The 17,302-nt window shown below is 73.3% G+C and carries 14 protein-coding genes; 6 read left to right on the plus strand and 8 right to left on the minus strand.

What is annotated here, in order from left to right; genetic code table 11:
• Positions 1–52: 52 nt before the first annotated feature.
• Complete coding sequence (locus tag FHU33_RS13185; protein WP_142025757.1) at positions 53–4,399, minus strand: ExeM/NucH family extracellular endonuclease; 4,347 nt, start codon at positions 4,397–4,399, stop codon at positions 53–55.
• A gap of 320 nt (positions 4,400–4,719) precedes the next feature.
• Between FHU33_RS13185 and FHU33_RS13190 the strand changes: the two genes are divergently transcribed.
• From FHU33_RS13190 to FHU33_RS13205, 4 genes are all read left to right on the plus strand, one after another.
• The gene (locus tag FHU33_RS13190) at positions 4,720–5,076 is read left to right on the plus strand and encodes a hypothetical protein (protein ID WP_142025758.1); all 357 of its coding nucleotides are present in this window, start codon (positions 4,720–4,722) and stop codon (positions 5,074–5,076) included.
• Between the two features lie 75 nt (positions 5,077–5,151).
• Positions 5,152–5,352, plus strand: coding sequence for a hypothetical protein (locus FHU33_RS13195; RefSeq protein WP_142025759.1), 201 nt, complete (start codon positions 5,152–5,154; stop codon positions 5,350–5,352).
• A 135-nt stretch (positions 5,353–5,487) separates the two neighbouring features.
• Entirely contained in the window at positions 5,488–5,814 is a 327-nt protein-coding gene (locus FHU33_RS13200) for a hypothetical protein (protein WP_246063583.1), read from the plus strand.
• Positions 5,802–6,596 (plus strand): DUF998 domain-containing protein, encoded by a 795-nt coding sequence (locus FHU33_RS13205; RefSeq protein WP_246063585.1) that lies wholly within the window; start codon positions 5,802–5,804, stop codon positions 6,594–6,596. Before FHU33_RS13200 ends, FHU33_RS13205 begins: the two co-directional genes overlap by 13 nt.
• Before the next feature lie 262 nt (positions 6,597–6,858).
• Here the strand turns inward: FHU33_RS13205 and FHU33_RS13210 are convergent, their stop codons facing one another.
• Entirely contained in the window at positions 6,859–7,803 is a 945-nt protein-coding gene (locus tag FHU33_RS13210) for a DMT family transporter (RefSeq protein WP_246063586.1), read from the minus strand.
• 104 nt (positions 7,804–7,907) lie between these two features.
• Complete coding sequence (locus tag FHU33_RS13215; protein ID WP_142025761.1) at positions 7,908–8,651, minus strand: SDR family oxidoreductase; 744 nt, start codon at positions 8,649–8,651, stop codon at positions 7,908–7,910.
• A gap of 79 nt (positions 8,652–8,730) precedes the next feature.
• On the opposite strand from FHU33_RS13215, the gene FHU33_RS13220 reads away from it, so the two are divergent.
• Positions 8,731–10,275, plus strand: coding sequence for a helix-turn-helix domain-containing protein (locus FHU33_RS13220; protein WP_211355121.1), 1,545 nt, complete (start codon positions 8,731–8,733; stop codon positions 10,273–10,275).
• Between the two features lie 183 nt (positions 10,276–10,458).
• On the opposite strand, the gene FHU33_RS13225 is transcribed toward FHU33_RS13220, so the two are convergent.
• The 4 genes from FHU33_RS13225 to FHU33_RS13240 all read right to left on the minus strand — a co-directional run bounded on the left by FHU33_RS13225 (position 10,459) and on the right by FHU33_RS13240 (position 15,390).
• Positions 10,459–11,850: a transposase gene (locus tag FHU33_RS13225; protein ID WP_142025713.1), complete on the minus strand. Its 1,392-nt coding sequence runs from the start codon at positions 11,848–11,850 to the stop codon at positions 10,459–10,461.
• 136 nt (positions 11,851–11,986) lie between these two features.
• Positions 11,987–12,760: an SDR family NAD(P)-dependent oxidoreductase gene (locus tag FHU33_RS13230; protein ID WP_142025762.1), complete on the minus strand. Its 774-nt coding sequence runs from the start codon at positions 12,758–12,760 to the stop codon at positions 11,987–11,989.
• A gap of 75 nt (positions 12,761–12,835) precedes the next feature.
• Positions 12,836–13,549 carry a DUF5995 family protein gene (locus FHU33_RS13235; RefSeq protein ID WP_281281643.1) on the minus strand — a complete coding sequence of 238 codons (714 nt, stop codon included), beginning with the start codon at positions 13,547–13,549 and terminating at the stop codon, positions 12,836–12,838.
• 32 nt (positions 13,550–13,581) lie between these two features.
• Positions 13,582–15,390, minus strand: coding sequence for a PucR family transcriptional regulator (locus FHU33_RS13240; RefSeq protein ID WP_142025763.1), 1,809 nt, complete (start codon positions 15,388–15,390; stop codon positions 13,582–13,584).
• A 402-nt stretch (positions 15,391–15,792) separates the two neighbouring features.
• Here FHU33_RS13240 and FHU33_RS13245 point away from each other — a divergent pair, with 402 nt between their 5' ends.
• A complete protein-coding gene (locus tag FHU33_RS13245) occupies positions 15,793–16,800 on the plus strand; it encodes an oxamate carbamoyltransferase subunit AllH family protein (protein ID WP_142025764.1) in 1,008 nt (335 codons plus the stop codon).
• An 18-nt stretch (positions 16,801–16,818) separates the two neighbouring features.
• Here the strand turns inward: FHU33_RS13245 and FHU33_RS13250 are convergent, their stop codons facing one another.
• Positions 16,819–17,292: an SSI family serine proteinase inhibitor gene (locus tag FHU33_RS13250; protein WP_211355122.1), complete on the minus strand. Its 474-nt coding sequence runs from the start codon at positions 17,290–17,292 to the stop codon at positions 16,819–16,821.
• Positions 17,293–17,302 lie beyond the last annotated feature (10 nt).

Raw genomic sequence — 17,302 nt, forward strand, 5'->3', positions numbered from 1 at the left:
CGGTGCTCGCCAGGTGCCGACCGACCGTTCCCGGTCGGTCGGCACCGCCTGCTCAGTTGCCGAACCAGCCCCGGAGCAGCTTGCCGAACACCTCCTGGAACCAGCTCAGGAGCTGGCCCACGGCCCCGCCGTTGCCGGACCAGCCGCTGCCCGGCTGCTCAGGTGCGGTGATCTCCACCTGGACCGTCGCCGTGCGGTCGGAGTCCGACCCGGTGGCCACGATCTCCGCCGACCCGGCCTCGACCCCGCGAGGGATGCGGACCCGCAGCGAACCGGCGCCGTCGGCGTCGGTGCGCACCCGGCCCAGTCGGTCGCCGTCGAGCGTCACCACGACCCGCTCGGACGGTCCGAAGCCGGTGACCGAGACCGTCACCCGGTCGCGGGCCGCGAACGTCGTCGGAGACACCGTCACGCCGGTGACCGGGGCCGGCTCCTCGGCCTCCCCGACGGTGACCCGGTCGACGTAGTTCGCCGGGTCCAGCGCCGGGTTCTCCTCCAGGTAGGCCTGGAAGGAGTCGAAGTCGATCAGACCCGTCCCCTCCGTGGTGCCCTCGGCGAAGGCGGTGAAGTTGTCACCGCCGGCGGCCAGGAAGCTGTTGGTGGCCACCCGGTAGGTGGCACCGAGGTCGATCGGCTCGCCCGAGATCCGGATGCTGTCGACGATGATGCGCTCACCCGCGGGCGCCGCCGGGTCGTAGGACCAGGTCAGCTCCTCGGACGTGCCCAGCGCCAGGAAGGGACGCGAGCTGCCCTCGGGCTGCCACTGCTGCTCGAGCACCTGCACCAGCTGGGCGCCGGTCAGCGAGGTGACGACCAGGTCGTTGGCGAACGGGGTGACCGCGTTGGCCTCCGCCAGCGTGATCTGCCCGTCGTCCCCGTGGAGCAGGTCGGCGCGCAGGCCACCGGGATTGACCAGCCCGAGGTCGGCGGGCTCGATGGCGCTGAGCTCCGACCCGTAGACGTAGCTGTCCGCGACGAGCCCACCGAGAGCCGAGTACGACCCACGGTCCTCGGTCCCGTCGGCGGTGAAGGCCCGCGTGATGTCGGCCGTCACCGAACCGATCACCTCGCTGCCGACCGCCTCGGCGAAGGCCTGCGCCGCCGCCACGGTCGCGGCGACCTCGGCGACGCGCGGGTACGCGGCGACGAGCTCCTCCTCGGTCCGCTCGGTGAGCGGGAGGTTCTCCACCGTGAAGGCGGTGACCTCGTCGGTGGCCTCCTCGTAGGTGAGGGCGATCCGACCGAGCGCCATGGCGTACGAGCCGGTCTGGATCACCGGACGAACGCCCTCACCGCCCGGGACCGGGGCCTCCCACGCGTAGCTCTGGTGCGTGTGCCCGGTGAAGATCGCGTCCACCTCGGCGTCCACGCCGTTGACGATCGCGGCGAACGCGGTGTCCGCGGCGAGCTGCTCCTCCAGCGAGTCGCTCGCCGGCGCGCCCTCGTGGGCGAGCAGGACGATGACGTCGGCCTCGTCCCCGGCCCCGTCGGTGAGCTCGGCGACCACCCGGTCGGTGGCCTCCACCGGGTCCCCGAAGGTGATGCCCTCGATGCCCGCCGGCGAGACCAGCGAGCTGGTCTCCTGGGTGACCACGCCGATGACCGCGACCGTCACGCCCGCGGCGTCCAGCAGGGCGTACTCCGGAAGCGCCGCCGTCCCGTCCGCGCCGTAGACATTGGCACCGAGGTAGGGGAAGTCGGCCAGGCCGCTCTCCCCGTCCACACCGACCCGGTCGATCAGATCGGCGAACCCGCGGTCGAACTCGTGGTTGCCGACCGCCGAGGCCTGCAGCCCCATCTCGTTCAGCACCTCGAGCGTCGGCACGTCCTGCTGCACCGAGGACACGAACGGCGAGGCGCCGATGTTGTCACCCGCCGACAGCAGCAGCGTCGCATCGACGTCGTCCCGGGCCCGCTGCTCCTCCACCGTGCCCGCGAGAGCGACGGCCCCCTCCGCCGGCGGGCGGGTGGTGTCGCCCGCGGACAGCCGACCGTGGAAGTCGTTGATCCCGAGCAGCTGCAGCTCCGTGATGCCGTCGTCATCTCCGCCGTCGGTACCGCCGCCGGTGCCCGTCCCGCTCAGGTCGAGGCCGACCAGGATCGGGTCGTGGTCGCTGGACCGGAACGGGTCAGAGGCGTAGAGCCCCGGGGCGCCGTTGTACTGGTAGGCGAAGGACTCGACCGAGTTGATGTTCCAATGCGCGACGTCGGTCACCTTGGCGGTCAGGCCGTCGGTGGCCATCGCGTGGTCGAGCGAGCCGGACTCGTCGTCGAAGACGTAGCTGTAGCGGCCCTCGTCGAACTGCGTGCCGAGGTCGATGAGACCGGCGTCCCGGAGCACCTGGATCGGGTCCTCCTGGCTGTAGGCGTTGAGGTCGCCCAGCACCATCACGTCGTCGTCCCCGGTGCTCGCCCGGAGGTCCTCGACGAAGCCGGCCAGCGCCTCGGCCTGGCCGATGCGGTCGGGATTCGAGGCGCCCTGCCCGTCGCCCTGATCGGCGTTGGCACCGTCACCGCTGCCCTTGGACTTGAAGTGGTTGGCGATGACGGTGAACTGGTCGCCCTGCGCCTCGAAGGTCTGGGCGATGGGCTCGCGGGCGTTGTCGAAGTTCGCCTCGTCGACCAGTCCGACCGAGTCGCCGACCGGGGTCACGGCGGCGGGCTGGTAGATGATTGCGTTCCGGATGACATCGCGGTCGACCGCGAGGAGCTCGTCGGGAAAGGCGGTGAAGGCCCACTTCTCCGTGCCCGCAGCCTCGTTCAGCCGGCGCACGAGGTCCGCGACGGCCTGGTCGGGGCTGCTGTCGCCGAAGGCGGTCGAGGCGGTGTCCTCGATCTCCATCAGCGCCAGCACGTCGGCGTCCATCTCGTTGATGGCCGTGACGATCTTGGCGGCCTGCAGCTCGAACGCCTCGGGGGTCAGGGCACCGCGCGCGGTGTCGCTGTCGCCGAAGGTCAGGAAGTAGTTCAGCACGTTGAACGCGCCGACCTGGATGTCGCCGCCGACCTCGTCCGGCGCCGCCGGTCGGGTGTCCTGCGGCGCGAACGTGCCGTCCGCGGTGCCGTCGGCGGGCTGCAGGCGCCAGGAGTCGAAGCCGTAGCCCAGGACGAGCGGCGAGGTGAAGTCCAGCTCGTCGCCGACGCGGACCGGGTTCTCCGGCGAGAGGTAGGGCGCCGTCGCCGGGCTGACCCGCGCGGTGAGACCGTCGTCGAGGACGATCCGGCGGAGTGCGTTCTGCTCGGCGACGGCCTCGGCGTCCGGGCCCGGGCGGGCCAGCTCGGTCGGCTGCACGAGGATGCCGCCCTCGGACAGGGTCAGCTCACCGAAGCGCGTGAGGTCGTAGACCTCGCTGACAGTGAGGCCGTCGGCCGGCGCGACCAGCATGCCCTCGAACCGCTCCCGCGCGGCATCGTCGGCGGGCAGGTCGAGAGCCGCGGCGGCGGGCAGATCGGCGGTCGCCCCCTCCGCGCACACCTCGGCGGCGTCGCCGGCGCTGACCTGGGTCTGGTCGAAGTACTCCTCGGCGGTGCCGGCCGCGGTGACGGTGTCGCCGAGGTCGACCTCGAGCGGGCTGAACACGAAGATGCCGTCGGACGTGGCGGGGTTGCCATCGCCATCGACGTCCTGCAGGTAGAAGCCCGACATGTCCGGCAGATCGCCGACCACGACGCCCTGCACGGTGACTTGCTGGCCGTCGAGGGGGGTGACGCCGGACGCGCCCTGGACCTCGCCGATCTCGTGGGTCGGTGTCACGTCGCAGACGGCAGGGCCCTCGCCACCGGGCTCCCCGCCCTCGGCGCCGTTGACGACGCCGCGTGTAGCGGCAGCAGGGCCGGACCACACGAGCTCGTCGGCCGCAGCGTCGTGGACGCGGGACAGTGACTGGCCCTCGGGGACGCTGCGCTCCGATACCCCGATGTCCGTGGTGGTCGTCCCGGCAGCCATACCTTGGCCGGCCGCCGCCGTGACCAGTCCCTCGTAGGAGAGGAATTCGAGGACCGTCCCGTCCTCGTGGACCAGGGCCATCCCGTCCGTCGGGCCGTTCTGGATCCCGTCGGTGGGGTAGTCGACGACCACCACGGCGGCCCTCCCGGCAGGTGCCGTGAGCTCGGGAAGCGCATCGGTGTCGTAGTTCGAGCCTTCCTGGTTGTAGAGCTCGATCGACAGGCCCGCGGAACTCGTGCCGGCCGGCAGCTGGACCTCGATGAACTCGCCGGTGTCGGTGCCGTCGTCGTCGTAGTGGATCTCGGAGATGAAGGGCGTGGCGGGCGGCGCCGCGAGAGCGACGACGGGCATGCCCACGACTGCGATGGACGCAGCCGCGGTGCCGAGGACGGCACGTCGTGCGACCACACGGGCGGTGGCGCGAGGCGACGTGGTGCCGGGTTGTTCGGGCACGCGGTGTTCCTTCCGGAGAGGAGCTGACGGCGGGACCGTAAGAGCGCTCGGTGACCGAGGAGTAACGCGTTGGCAACGTTGTGACGGACGTGCCCAGTCGTCGTTCACCATCTCCATACGGACTGTATGGACTCGCAATCGGTGCGTGATGGCACATCGGCCATGCCTTCTCGGCTGATACGACGGCTCGCAACGGGCGGCCAATCGAAATCGCGTGAGGGTTGTCACAACGGGTACCGCCCGCGTGTCGGTGCGACGCGCCGTCGACGTGTCGAAGCCTCCGTCGAACAAGCGTTCGACCGACGTGTCAGACTTCGTGCATGGCCGGCGGAATGCACCCAGGACGTTCCGGGCGCTCCCTGGGCGAGCGCGCGGCCAATTCCGGCGTCCAGGCGGACACCCCGGCGCCACGGGTCGCCGCGGCTCCTCCGCGTCCCCCGGTGCCGCCCGCCGTCCAGCGTCCGGGCGGCTACGGGGCCGCCGGCGACGGCGGGGAGGGCCGGCACTGCTGGGTCCGTGATCCGCCGGACGCACCCGGCACCTGGCCCGGCCTGCTCGTCGAGTGGCGACAGCGCGGCGGGACCTGGCAGGGCCGCGTCGCCTACACCGTCACCGGCCTGCACGGACCGGCGCTGGTCGAGGCATGGCTGCCCGCCGCACGGCTGGAACCGCGCTGACGGCGCGGGGTTAGGGCTCCTCCCCTGCGGCTATGGGGCCGATGCAGACGATCACTCCATCTGGACGGAGCACCGATGACCGGCCCGCACGACACCCCGAACCTCGACGACGTCATCCAGCCCGAGGAGAACGTGACCCGCGACCGCACGCAGCACGCCAAGGACCCGCACCCGAGCGACGAGGCGCTCGCGCACCGGACCGAGCAGGAGCGCCAGGCGGTCGGCTCGGACGACGCCGACCCGGCCGGTGCCGACGTGCACTCCGCGACGGACTGAGCGCAGGACCCTGGCAGGCGACGTGACCCGGTTGTCCCCTGGCGACGTCGCCTGCTGGGTGCTCAAGACCAGTCGCCCGCCCGCAGAGCTGCCTCCGGCTGGGCGGCCACGATTACGCGGCTCCTGGACCGTTGCGTGAGCCCCTCTTACCGCCTGGACCTCATGGCCGTGGGACAGCCGAGCTTGCTCTGGCTCAGCGGCCGGGACCGGCCCGGTGTGCACGCGCTGGGTGAGGTCGCCGGGGACGTCGAGGACCGCGGCGAAGGCCCGGCCGTTCCGCTGCGGCTCACGCTGCTCCCCGAGCCGATCCCGCGGTCGGACCTCCTGGCCGATCCGCGGGTGCGCGACGCGGAGGTGCTCCGCATGCCCGCCGGCAGCAACCCGTCCTGGCTGTCGCCCGAGCAGTTCGCCGCCGTGCTGGACCGGGCCAATGAGATCTGCCTGGGACGATGGACGGCGTGAACCGGAACCGTCTCCGCTGGGGCGCCATCGCCTGGCTGCTGACCCTGCAGTTCTTCGTGCTGGAGACGCTCGCCCAGCGGCGGTTCGAGGGCTCCTACTCGCGCGTCGATGACGTCATCAGCGCCCTGGGCGCCTCCGACTCCGCCGGCCGCGAGCTGATGAACGCGTCCTTCGTCGTCCAGGCTGCGCTGATCCTGGCCGGGGCGCTGCTGCTCCGCCCGGCCCTGCTCCGCGGCGCCGCTCAGGCGGTTCCGTACCTGCTGGGTGCCGCGTCGCTCGGCGTCCTGCTGGTCGGCGTGTTCCCGACCGACGGGAACTCGACCCTGCACGCGGTCGGCGCCGTCCTCTACTTCGTGGGCGGCGGCCTGGGCCTGGTCGCCCTGGCCTACGCGGTGCGCCCCCGGTCGGAGGCCCTCGGCACGACGCTGGCGCTGCTCGGGCTGATCGCCACCGCCGCGACGGCCTTCTTCCTGACCGGCGTCACGAGCTACCTGGGCGAGGGAAGCACCGAGCGGGTCGCGGCCTATCCCCTGCCGCTGGGACTGGCGCTGGTTGCCGCCGCGCTCTGGCGGCTGGGCCCGCTGGACGCGGGAGCGGCGCCCGAGGAGGCGGCGCGTCCCGGCCGCCGCGAGGAACGCGCGCACGCGCGTGGCGAGCGGGCCGCCCGCGCGCGCGAACGGGACGAGGCGCTGGAGGCGAGCGCCCGACGCAAGTCCGAGACCCGGCCGGACGACGCCGAAGAGCTCGAGGACCCCTGGGCCGGCAGCAGCCGGCGCGAGTAGCCGTTACTGCTCAGCCCGTGGCCGGCTGGAACGGCAGCACGTCCCGGACCGGCCGGCGCCCGTCCCGGTCCTGTCCTCGTCACCGGAGGCGGTGCGCGGCCGCCGAACGGTCGCCTGGACGGGCCGCCCCATGACCGCCGCCTCCCCACGCCGCCGGAGCGACGGATGCAGGCCATCCCCGCCGACGAGCGCGGTCGCCCTTGGCCACGCCGCCGGATCGACATCGACGCCGAGCACGATCCGCTGACCGGCCGCCGGCCGCTCAGACCATGGGACGTGCCTCCTGCGGCACGGGCACCGGGGGCCGCACGCGGTCGCGACGGCGGGACAGCGCTACCCCGGCCAGGCACACCGCTCCGCCGACCAGGGCGAGCGCCGGCGGCACCTCGTCGAGCAGCAGCCAGCCGAGCAGGATCACCAGCGGCGGGACGAGGTAGGTGGTCACGCCGAGCTTGCCGGCATCCATCCGGCGGAGTGCGTAGGCCCACGTGCTGAACGCCAGCGCCGTGGGCACCGCACCCAGGTAGACCATGCCGAGGACCGAGCCCGCGGGTGCCGCCGCCAGGTCGTCGACCAGCGCACCGGCCCAGGGCAGGCAGCACACCGCGCCGGTGGCGCAGGCCATGAAGGTCACCTGCAGCCCGGGCAGTCGGCGCAGCAGCGGCTTCTGCGCCACCACCCCGGCGGCGTAGGTGACCGCGGCCACCACGCAGAGCAGCACGCCCACGAGATCGGTCTCCGCGCTGCGGGTGGCGACGCCGATGAGGACGACGCCGGCGAAGGCGACGGTGATGCCGGCGATCAGCCAGCGGGGAAAGCCCTCGCCGAGCAGCAGCCCGGCGAACACCGCGATCAGGATCGGTCCGATGTTGACCAGCATCGCGGTCGTGCCCGCATCCAGGTGCTGCTCGGCGGCGTTGAGCGCCACGTTGTAGACCCCGAACCAGCCGATGCCGCAGACGGCCAGCAGGCCCCACTCCCGGCCCTGCGGACGAACCCAGCCGCGACCCACCATGAGCAGGCCCAGCACCGCCGTGCCGATCAGCAGGCGGCCCAGCGCGAGTGCCCCCGGGGAGAGGTCCTGGCCCACTCCGCGGATGGCGACGAAGGCCGACGCCCAGGCGAGGAGGGTGACGACCAGGGCGGCGATCGTCCGGCCGTCGGGCGACGCCGCGGGCCCGGCGCGGAGGGGGACTTGGATGGTCACGGACGGACAGTAGGCGGCGGGTGCGACGGTTTCCGGCGGTTATCGGACTCCGCTCCCGCTCGGTCCGTCCCGCTGCGGGAACTGGCAGGGACGACGCGGTGGGCTCAGCCGTGCAGGTGCTGCCCGTACGTCCGCCGTCCCCGTTCGCCACCGGTGGGCACCGCCGCACCGTCCCGGAACGCGGCCCCTAGCTTCCCGGGCAGCGGGGTCGCGACGACGTGCGTCCCGGGGGCCCGGGCCACCGCCCACGCGCGGGCCAGGTCGGCGGCCGAGAGGTCCTCGGGACCGCCGTACTCGACGACGCCCCCCGTCGGCGGCCGGCCCACGACGTCGACGACGTGCTGCGCGACCTCGCCGACGTCGACGGGTTGCACCCGCCAGCCCATCGGCACCGGGAGGACCGGGCCGCGGCGGGCGCCGTCGAGCAGGACGTCCACGAGATGGTGGAACTGGGTGACCCGCAGCAGCGTCACCGGCAGGCCGGAGGCGAGCAGCACCTGCTCGGCGGCGAACTTCGCGCGGTAGTAGCCGTACGGGATCCGGTCCACCCCGACGATCGACACGTAGAGCAGGTGCCGGAGCCGGTCGCGGTCGAGCGCCTCCACCAGGCGGCGGGTGCCGGCGACGTCGACCTGCCACGCGTCCCCCCGGTCGCTCGCCGCGTGCACGACGACCTCGGCACCGGCCAGCGCCGTCGCCAGGTCGAAGCCGGTCGCGAGGTCCCCGCGCACGCCGCCGGGCCCCGTGCCCCGGCGCGACATCTGCCGCACCGAGTGCCCGGCCTCCTGGAGGGGTCCGATCAGCCGCTGCCCGAGTCGCCCGGTCCCGCCGGTCACCAGAACGTCCATGGGTTGCAGTCTGGCGGGGCGGCGCCGTCAGCGGGTCGCTGCCGAGCTCTATCTCACACGAGAGATAACGTGGGCAACCGTGACACTCACCGACGCTCCGACCGATACCGCAATGACGCGGATCGGTTCCCTCGTCCGCGACGCCCGCCGCCACCGGGGCCTCACCCAGCAGCAGCTCGCGGAGCGCCTGGGCACGAGCCAGAGCGCCGTCGCCCGGATCGAGCAGGGCAACCAGAACCTCACCCTCGAGCTGCTGGGCCGGCTGTCCGCGGCGCTGGAGAGCGAACTCATCAGCCTCGGACCGACCGGCCCCACCCACCTCCGCGTCGCCGGAGGCCACCCGCTGCGCGGCAGCGTCGCGGTGAAGTCGTCCAAGAACGCCGCCGTCGCCCTGCTCTGCGCCTCGCTGCTGAACCGCGGCCGGACGACGCTGCGCAACGTCGCCCGCATCGTCGAGGTGGAGCGCCTCCTCGACGTGCTGCGCTCCATCGGCGTCTCGGCGACCTGGGACGCCGCGGGTCACGACCTCACCCTCGTCGTCCCCGACGAGCTCGACCTGGCCGCCATCGATGCCGACGCCGCCCGGCGGACCCGCAGCATCATCATGTTCCTGGGGCCGTTGCTGCACCGCGCGCAGACCTTCGAGCTGCCCTACGCCGGTGGCTGCGACCTCGGCACGCGCACCGTCCAGCCGCACATGATCGCGCTGCGCCCGTTCGGCCTCGAGGTGGAGGCGCGGGCCGGGGAGTACCACGCGACCGTGCAGCACACCGGCGCGCCGGCCCGGGCGATCGTGCTGACCGAGCGCGGCGACACGGTCACCGAGAACGCCCTGCTCGCCGCGGCCCGCACCGACGGCACGACCGTCATCCGCAACGCCAGCTCCAACTACATGGTCCAGGACCTCTGCCTGTACCTGGAGCTGCTCGGCGTCGGCATCGAGGGCCTCGGGACGACGACGCTCGTCGTGCACGGCAAGCCGGTGCTCGACGCCGACGTCGACTACACGATCAGCGAGGACCCGGTCGAGGCGATGAGCCTGCTGACCGCCGGCATCGTGACCGGCTCGGAGCTGACCGTCCAGCGAGCGCCGATCGACTTCCTGGAGATCGAGCTGGCCGTGCTGGCCGAGATGGGCCTGCAGTTCGAGCTCTCCGCCGAGTATCTGGCCGACAACGGCCACACCCGGCTGGCCGACATCACCATCTCGCCGTCGGTGCTGCACGCGCCGATCGACAAGATCCATCCGATGCCGTTCCCCGGCCTCAACATCGACAACCTGCCATTCTTCGCCGTCATCGCGGCGCAGGCGAGCGGCTCGACGCTGATCCACGACTGGGTCTACGACAACCGGGCCATCCACCTGTCGGACCTGACGCGCCTCGGCGCCGACGTCCGCCTCATGGACCCGCACCGGGTCCTGGTGAACGGTCCGACCCGCTGGTCGAGCGCCGAGGTCATCTGCCCGCCGGCCCTGCGTCCCGCGGTGGTCATCCTGCTCGCCATGCTGGCGGCCAAGGGGACGTCGGTCCTGCGCAACGTCGACATCATCGCCCGCGGCTACGAGCAGCTCTACGAGCGGCTGGTCGAGATGGGCGCCTCCATCGAGGTCTTCCACGACTGAGGTGCCCCTCGATGATCAGGTGCCCTGATCGAGCCTGTCGCGCGAACGGTGGCGGATGAGCCGCCGCGGTGCATCGCTGGGTGATGTTGCGCTGTGAGTCGGGGGGCGGGCGCCGGTTGATGGTGGTCGGGAGCGGGGATAGTGGCCCGGTCAGCGCTGTCGGCGGTGCCGGCCGCCCCCGGATCAGGCGGTGGCCAGCCGGTGGGCGTGGATCTTGCGCAGGTTGTGCACGGTGCAGGCCAGCGACCACTCGGTCTTGGCGTTCTGCAGGCCGCGGCGGAGGAGCTGGCGTAGTCCCTGCCGGTCTTTGATCTGGCCGAAGACCGGTTCGACCGTGCGTCCTCGGAGGGCGTATTTCTCCGTGCCTTCGGGGGTGCGCAGCCTGTCCTGGGCGCGGGCGGTGGCCGGGCGGGAGGTCAGCGGTTTGTCCCCGGCGGGGTCCTCGCCGGCGGCGCGGCGTTCGTCGCTGATCATCGGGGCCAGCAGGCGCAGGCCGCGGGTCTCGGCCTCGGTGAAGGTCTCCTCGTTGGCGTAGCCGGCGTCGGCGACCCAGGTGTCGGGCGTCTCCTCGATGCCGGCCTGGTTCAGCTGCTCGGCGGCGTCATCGAGGACGGGAAACAGCTGATGGGCGTCGGTGGCCGCCTGGGTCAGCGTCTGGCCGACGATGAGCTGGTCTTCGGTGACCGCGGCCTGGGCGTTGTAGCCCTGCACCAGCCCCCGCCCGCCCCGCATCGTCCGCGAGTCCGGATCGGTGGCGTTGGCCCGCGGCGGCTTGTCCTTGTCCGGATTGCGGCCCGGTGGATGCTCGCCCGGTTGGGCGCCGCGGCGGGTGCCGGCGTCCTTGCGGCGCTGCCACTCGGCCTTCCTCACCTCCTGCTCGGCCACGGCCGCGGCCTGCTCGTCGTCCAGGCGCTGCTTGGCCTCCTTCAGTCGAGCCAACCGCTCGGCCCGCCGGCGCAGCGGCGGTGGCAGCTCATCCCCGCGGTCGTCGCCGTGTTCGGCGTCCTCGGCCGCGTCGATGCGCGTCTGTTCGTCGAGCAGCTCGGCGGCCAGCTGGTCGTAGCGGGCCTGCTCCTCGGCGACCTGGTGGGCCAGCGACGCCGAGGTGTGGTTCTTCGACCAGGAGGCGTTCGCGGCGATCTTCGTCCCGTCCACCGCGATCACGCCCAGCCGCACCATCCCGGCCTCGTGACACACCCGCAGCACCTGCGCGAACAGCTCCTGCAGCGGCTGGCGGTGACGCGTGACGAACCGGGCGATCGTGGCGTGATCGGGCACCCGATTGCCGGCCAGCACCCGGAACGCCACATCGCGGACACAGTGCCGCTCGATCGCCCGCGACGAGCGCACCCCGACCGCGTGCGCGTACAGCAGCACCGCCACCATCAGCGCCGGGTCGAACGCCGCCGCGCCCTGCCCGTTGGCCCGATACGAGCGCTTGAACCCCGACAGGTCGAACGAGTCCACCGCATCCTTGACCGTCCAGGCCAGCTCCCCGTCGGGCAGCCAATCCCGCACATCCGGCGGCAGCAGGAACCCCTGATCGACATCCCCGCGGATGAAGTTCTGCGGCATACCCCAGTCTCCCGCCGCCCAGGATGATCATCAATCAGGCGCGCTTTGTGCGACAGGCTCGATCACCGAGGGTCCTCCCTCGCCGTCGACGGTGCGGGAGGACCCCATGAGGTGAGGGAGGACGGCGTCCGGCGGCTCAGCGCTCCTGATCCGTGGGCCGGATCAGCACCTCGTTGACCGCGACGTGCGACGGCTGGGTGACCAGGTAGACGACGGCGCGGGCGATGTCATCGGCCTGCAGCACCCGCATGCTGGCGTGCATGGCCTCCGAGGCGGCCCGCGCGCCGGGGTGCGTGATGTGGCTGTTGAGCTCGGTGGTGACCGCTCCCGGCTCGACCAGGCCGATCCGCACGCCCCGGCCCGTCACCTCCTGGCGCAGTGACTCGCTGAAGGCGTTCACCGCCCACTTGCTGGCGTTGTAGACACCGGCGCCCTTGCGCGCCGTTCTCCCGGCGACGCTGGAGATGTTCACGATGTCGCCGGAGCCCTGCTCGACCATGCCCTCGATCGCCGCGTGGGTCATGTACATCAGGCCGAGGACATTGGTGTTCACCATCCGGCGCCACTCCTCGGTGTCGGCGCCGCGGATCGTGCCGAGCAGCATCACGCCTGCGTTGTTGACGAGGACGTCGAGCCCACCGAGCTCCTCGCGAGTGCGGCGGACGGCGTCCGCGCAGGCCTGCTCGTCGGTGACGTCGAGATCCAGTTGCAGCACCGTGCCGCCCCCGTCACGCAGTCGCACGGAGAGGTCGTCCAGACGGTCCTTCCGCCGGGCCCCGATCGCCACGGCGGCGCCTGCGGCGGTCAGCGCCGCGGCGGTGGCCTCGCCGATGCCGGAGGACGCGCCGGTCACCAGGGCGACCTTGCCGGTCAGAGGGCGCTCGGCGGGTGGACGGACGGTCTCGGTCACGCGATCCTCCTCGGGGCGCCGCCGGGTGCGGCGCTCCTACCCTGCCCCGCTCGGCGGCCCGGCACGCCCGCAGGTTCAGTCGAGGGTGACGCCGAACCCGTGCAGCGCCAGTCTGACCAGCACCGGCCCCGGGCGGAGCAGATCGGCGACGCGCTCGGCGCTCACCGCCTCCAGGTCGGCGAGCCGGACCGCGTAGGCCGCTGCTCCCTCCGTCCGTGCCGCGTGCAGCGCGTGCGTGCTGGCCCACACCTTCCGGCGCGACTCGCGCAGGAAGACACGGCTGGCGCCGCGGTTGACCGGCGCGAGCAGGCGGTCCAGCGGCGTCCGGCGGCCGCCCACCCGCTGGAGCGCGACGTCCTCCTCGCCGACACGGGCGGCCAGGACGTCGTCGATCCGCTCGTGGTCGCGCCGCCGGCGGTCCAGGAGGGACGGCGAGCCGAAGTGCTCGGCCGGGATCACCGCGATCAGGGACTGCGGCAGGTCGTAATTGATGTGCGCGTTCATCCCCAGCAGGACGTGCGCCTCGGGCGGCAGCCCGGGTCTCGCACCGAAGGCCAGCCGCCAGGGATCGGCGACCGCGTCCGGCGACGTCCGGTAGGCCTCGAGCGCGTCGAGGTAGAACCGCGCGAAGTCGACGTCCCACGCGGTGACCCAGGCCGGGTCCTCGAACCGGCCCCTGGCCAGCGCCACCCCGACCGCCCGCGTCGTGCGCAGGTAGGTGCCGAGGAAGAAGCGAGCCGGGTCGCGGTCGGCCTCCAGCGGGGCGAGCAGCGCCTCCATCCGGGCCACGAGCGCGGCGACGGCGTCCGCGGCGGGGCCGCTCAGAGGAGCGCGTCCAGGCCCTCGTCCGGCGACAGGACCATCCCGGCGTCGACCGGCGGCCGGTGCGGCTGGTCCAGGCCGCGCATGCGGGCCGCGTGCAGGGCCAGCAGCAGGTTCAGCCGCAGCGTCGGGTCGGTGGTGAACGGCCCGAGCAGGCGCTCGAGCTTCCCGATCCGGTAGCGCATGGTGTTGTAGTGGAAGTGCAGCCGTCGGGCTGACTCGGCGACGTTCAGGTTGGTCTCCAGCAGCACCCGCAACGTGTCGCGCAGATCGGCGGAGTCGGCGTCGGCCGCGTCGGCCAGCGGGCCGAGCACCTCGTCGACGTAGGTCCGCAGCTCGGTGCTGTCCGGGATCAGCGACAGCAGCCGGAAGACGCCCAGCTGGTCGAAGTGCGTCACCGCGGAGCCGCCGTGGATCTCCTGCCCCACGCCGAGGGCCCGCTGCGCCTGGCGGTGGGCCTCCTGCAGCGCGGACAGCGAGTTCGCCGGCCGGCCGATCCCGGTGCCGAGCACCCGGCCCACCCGGCGCAGCCGGCCGTTGACCCGCGAGGTGACGGCGGAGACCAGCCCGGACAGCTCCTCCGGGGTGCGGCCGTCCAGCGGCAGCAGGGTCACGATCTCGGTGGCCAGGCCGGCGACCGCCGCACCGGCCACCTCGGGCTCCAGCGCGGCGCGCCAGCCGTCGGCGAGCCGGTCCAGCACGTCGAGGGCCCGCGTCGGGTCGGCCGCGGCGTCGGCGACGGTCTCGGTGGCGGTGACCAGCACCGCGACCGGTCCGTCGAGCCGCCAGCCGAAGGACCGCGTGTAGGCCAGGGTGCGCTCGGTGTGCCCGACCGACCCGCCGACCAGCCTGCGGACGAGGTCACCCTGGAAGCGCAGCTCGACGGAGTGCACCGCCTGCAGCCGGATCACCGAGAGCGCCGCGATGACGGCGGCCCGCTCCAGCACGCCACCGGCGCCGAGCATCATGGCGCCGGTCCGGTGCACGGCCACCAGCCAGCCGTGCCGCTGGTCACCGGCCATGATCGGCGCGACGGCGTACTCCCCCACCCCGCCGGGCAGCTGGTGGTGGCCGGGAACGAGCAGGATGCCGTCGGCCGGCGAGAGGTCGGCGTCCAGGTCGGCCGGGGTGACCACCGTCTGGTCCGCCCGGACGCCGGACAGCCGACGGGACGGGGTCAGCTCGGCCAGGGCGTCGTCGGCCGCGGCGTCGAGCAGCCACAACCAGTCGCTGATCTCCGCCACGTCGTCCCGCGGCCCGGCGCTGGTGACGACCTCGCGGTCCGGCCCCAGGCCGAGGACGGCGGTTCCCTCAAGCATGACGGCCAGCCGCTGGGTGACCTCGGCGAGCCCGCCGCCGGTGAGGGCGACCTCCATGAACTCGTCGTCCATGCGCGAGGTGAGCGCCAGCGCCTGGCTCTGCTTGCTGACGACGGCGCCCAGGACCTCGGACACGATCTCGTCGAGGCGGATCCCGCCGGGCAGCGCGAGGACCGGCAGCCCCCTGCGCTCGGCCTCGGCGAGGACCTCACCCGGCACGGGCGCCGGCCCCTCGGTCCGACGGAAGGCCAGCGCCGCGGTGCCCATCGAGTCCAGTCGCTCGACGAGCGCGCGGTAGTTCGCGGGGTCGGCAGGTGGCAGCCGGGCACCGAGGACGACGAGCACGTCCGGGCCGGCCGCCGAGAGCGGGTTGGCCGGGTCGTCGACGACCATGTGCCGGACCACGCGCCCGAGCCCCGAGCCGCCCGCGGCGACCGAGGTACCGGCGAGCCCGGGGAGCTGCAAGGCCTCCTCGACCGTGAGGCCCATCCGTTCCTGCCAGCTGGTGCGGTCGTCCCGCGGGATCTCGACCCGCGACTCGTCGACAGCCCAATTACGCCGGAAAGGGATGGATCCATCACGGTGCGTTGGCGCTAGGAGTGAAGGATCACCCTGGGTCACGACGCATCCCCCTCTTGTCGCGGTCCAGGTTGCCACACCGCATGAGCCTGTCAGGAGTCCCCGGACGCCGGGGTCCATTCTTGGCGACTTCCGCCATGAGACGGCGTGCGACGCGCCGCATAGGTTCGAGACCCGATCGACCCCGTTCGCTGGATGGTAGGCCGTCGCCGCACCCGGGCGACCACCCACCCTCTCCTGCGGTCGGAGTGGATCGAGCCGGGCGGGGGGTACTGGGCGCCTCCCGTCGCCCCTCCGCCGAAGGGTGGCACCATGCGCACGATCGACGAGACCACTGCCCCGGGCAGCCGCCCCTCGACGGACGCATCGCAGCGCGGTCGCGCCGCGCGCGCCGGGGTCCCCACGATTCCCCTTCCTCGCGACTCGGCCCAGGCGGCGGCACGCACCGCCAGGCCGGCGCGGGCGGCTACCGCGGTGCCGGCCGCTGCGAGCACCGGCATCGCCGAGCTGCTGCGCGGGCCGGTCCGCCCGGCCCGGGTGCTCCTGAGCCTGCCGGCCGCCGTCTACGTCCACGTCCCCAACGACCGCGGGGGCGACGTCGTGGGCGTGATGACCAGTGACGCCGCACGGCTCCCGTTGGGCTGCGTGCTGTTCCGCCCGAGCAACGGCCGGCCGCTCGTCGCCCTGCCGGCCGGAGCGCCTGCCGAGGTCGGCGGTGGCCGCATCGTCGTGGGCGATCTCGCGGTGAGCGCCGCCGCCTGGTGGAACCCGCGGCCCAAGCTGCCGAGCCTGCGACCCGCGCTGCTCCCCGAGGGTGTGCGCCAGCTGCGCAACGCCCTCTACGGCGAGGGCGTCCCGCACAGCGCCTTCACGCTCCCCGGCCTGCCGGTCGGGCCGGGCGGCCCGCTGGCCGCCCTCCGCGGCGCCGTCCGGCGCGCCGACCTCGACGCCGCCCTGCGCACCGCGACCCGGCTCATCGGCCTCGGGCCCGGTCTGACCCCGGCCGGCGACGACGTGATGGCCGGGACGATCGCCGGGCTGGTCCTGCTCGGCCACCCATCGGCCGAGCGGTTCGCCGCGGGCGTCTACGCCCTGGCGGCCGGTCGCACCACCGAGCTGTCCCGTGCCCTGCTGCGGCACGCCGCGTGCGGCCGGGTCAGCGTGGAGTACGCGGCCGTCCTCCACGCTCTCGTCGGCGAGCGTCCGCTGGCACCGGCAGTCGCCGGCCTGCTGTCGACCGGTTCCACCAGCGGCCGCGCGCTCGCCCTCGGTCTGTCCACCGCCATCGATCTGGTGGAACGGACCACCCGCCCCCGCTGAGATCCGGGCGACAGGGGATCAGCCGACGGGAACGGGCAACAGCGGCCCGAGGCTGTCCCACTGCGAGATCAGGCATCCGTTGGTCCGGGAGAGCTGGACGTCGACCGGCTCCCCGCCCCACCGGCCGATCACGTGCGCGGTCTGCGGGCCGCCGAACTGCTGGGTGCAGAACACGTCCTCGGGCAGCGGCGCGAACGGGTCCTCAAGCGAGGTCAGGTGCGTGCACGCGGCCTCGGCCTCCGGGTGGCTGCCCTCCACGAATCCCACGCAGGTGAGCGTCCACTCCTCGGGCGGTGTGCCGTCCCCGCGATCGACGGTCACCTGCAGGTCGTAGTCGGCCTGGGAGATTCCGCCGCCCGCCGCTGCGTCGCCCGCACCCACGGTCGGTGCGCTGGAGGCGGTGGGTCCCGTGGCGCCGTCGTCACCGGACGGCGAGGCACAGGCACCCAGGAGGGCCATCGACGCGAGGGCGAGGACGAGCGACCGGCGCATGGTGTCCGTC

It is taken from the genome of Blastococcus colisei (assembly GCF_006717095.1).
In the GTDB taxonomy this organism is placed as follows: Bacteria; Actinomycetota; Actinomycetes; order Mycobacteriales; family Geodermatophilaceae; genus Blastococcus_B; species Blastococcus_B colisei.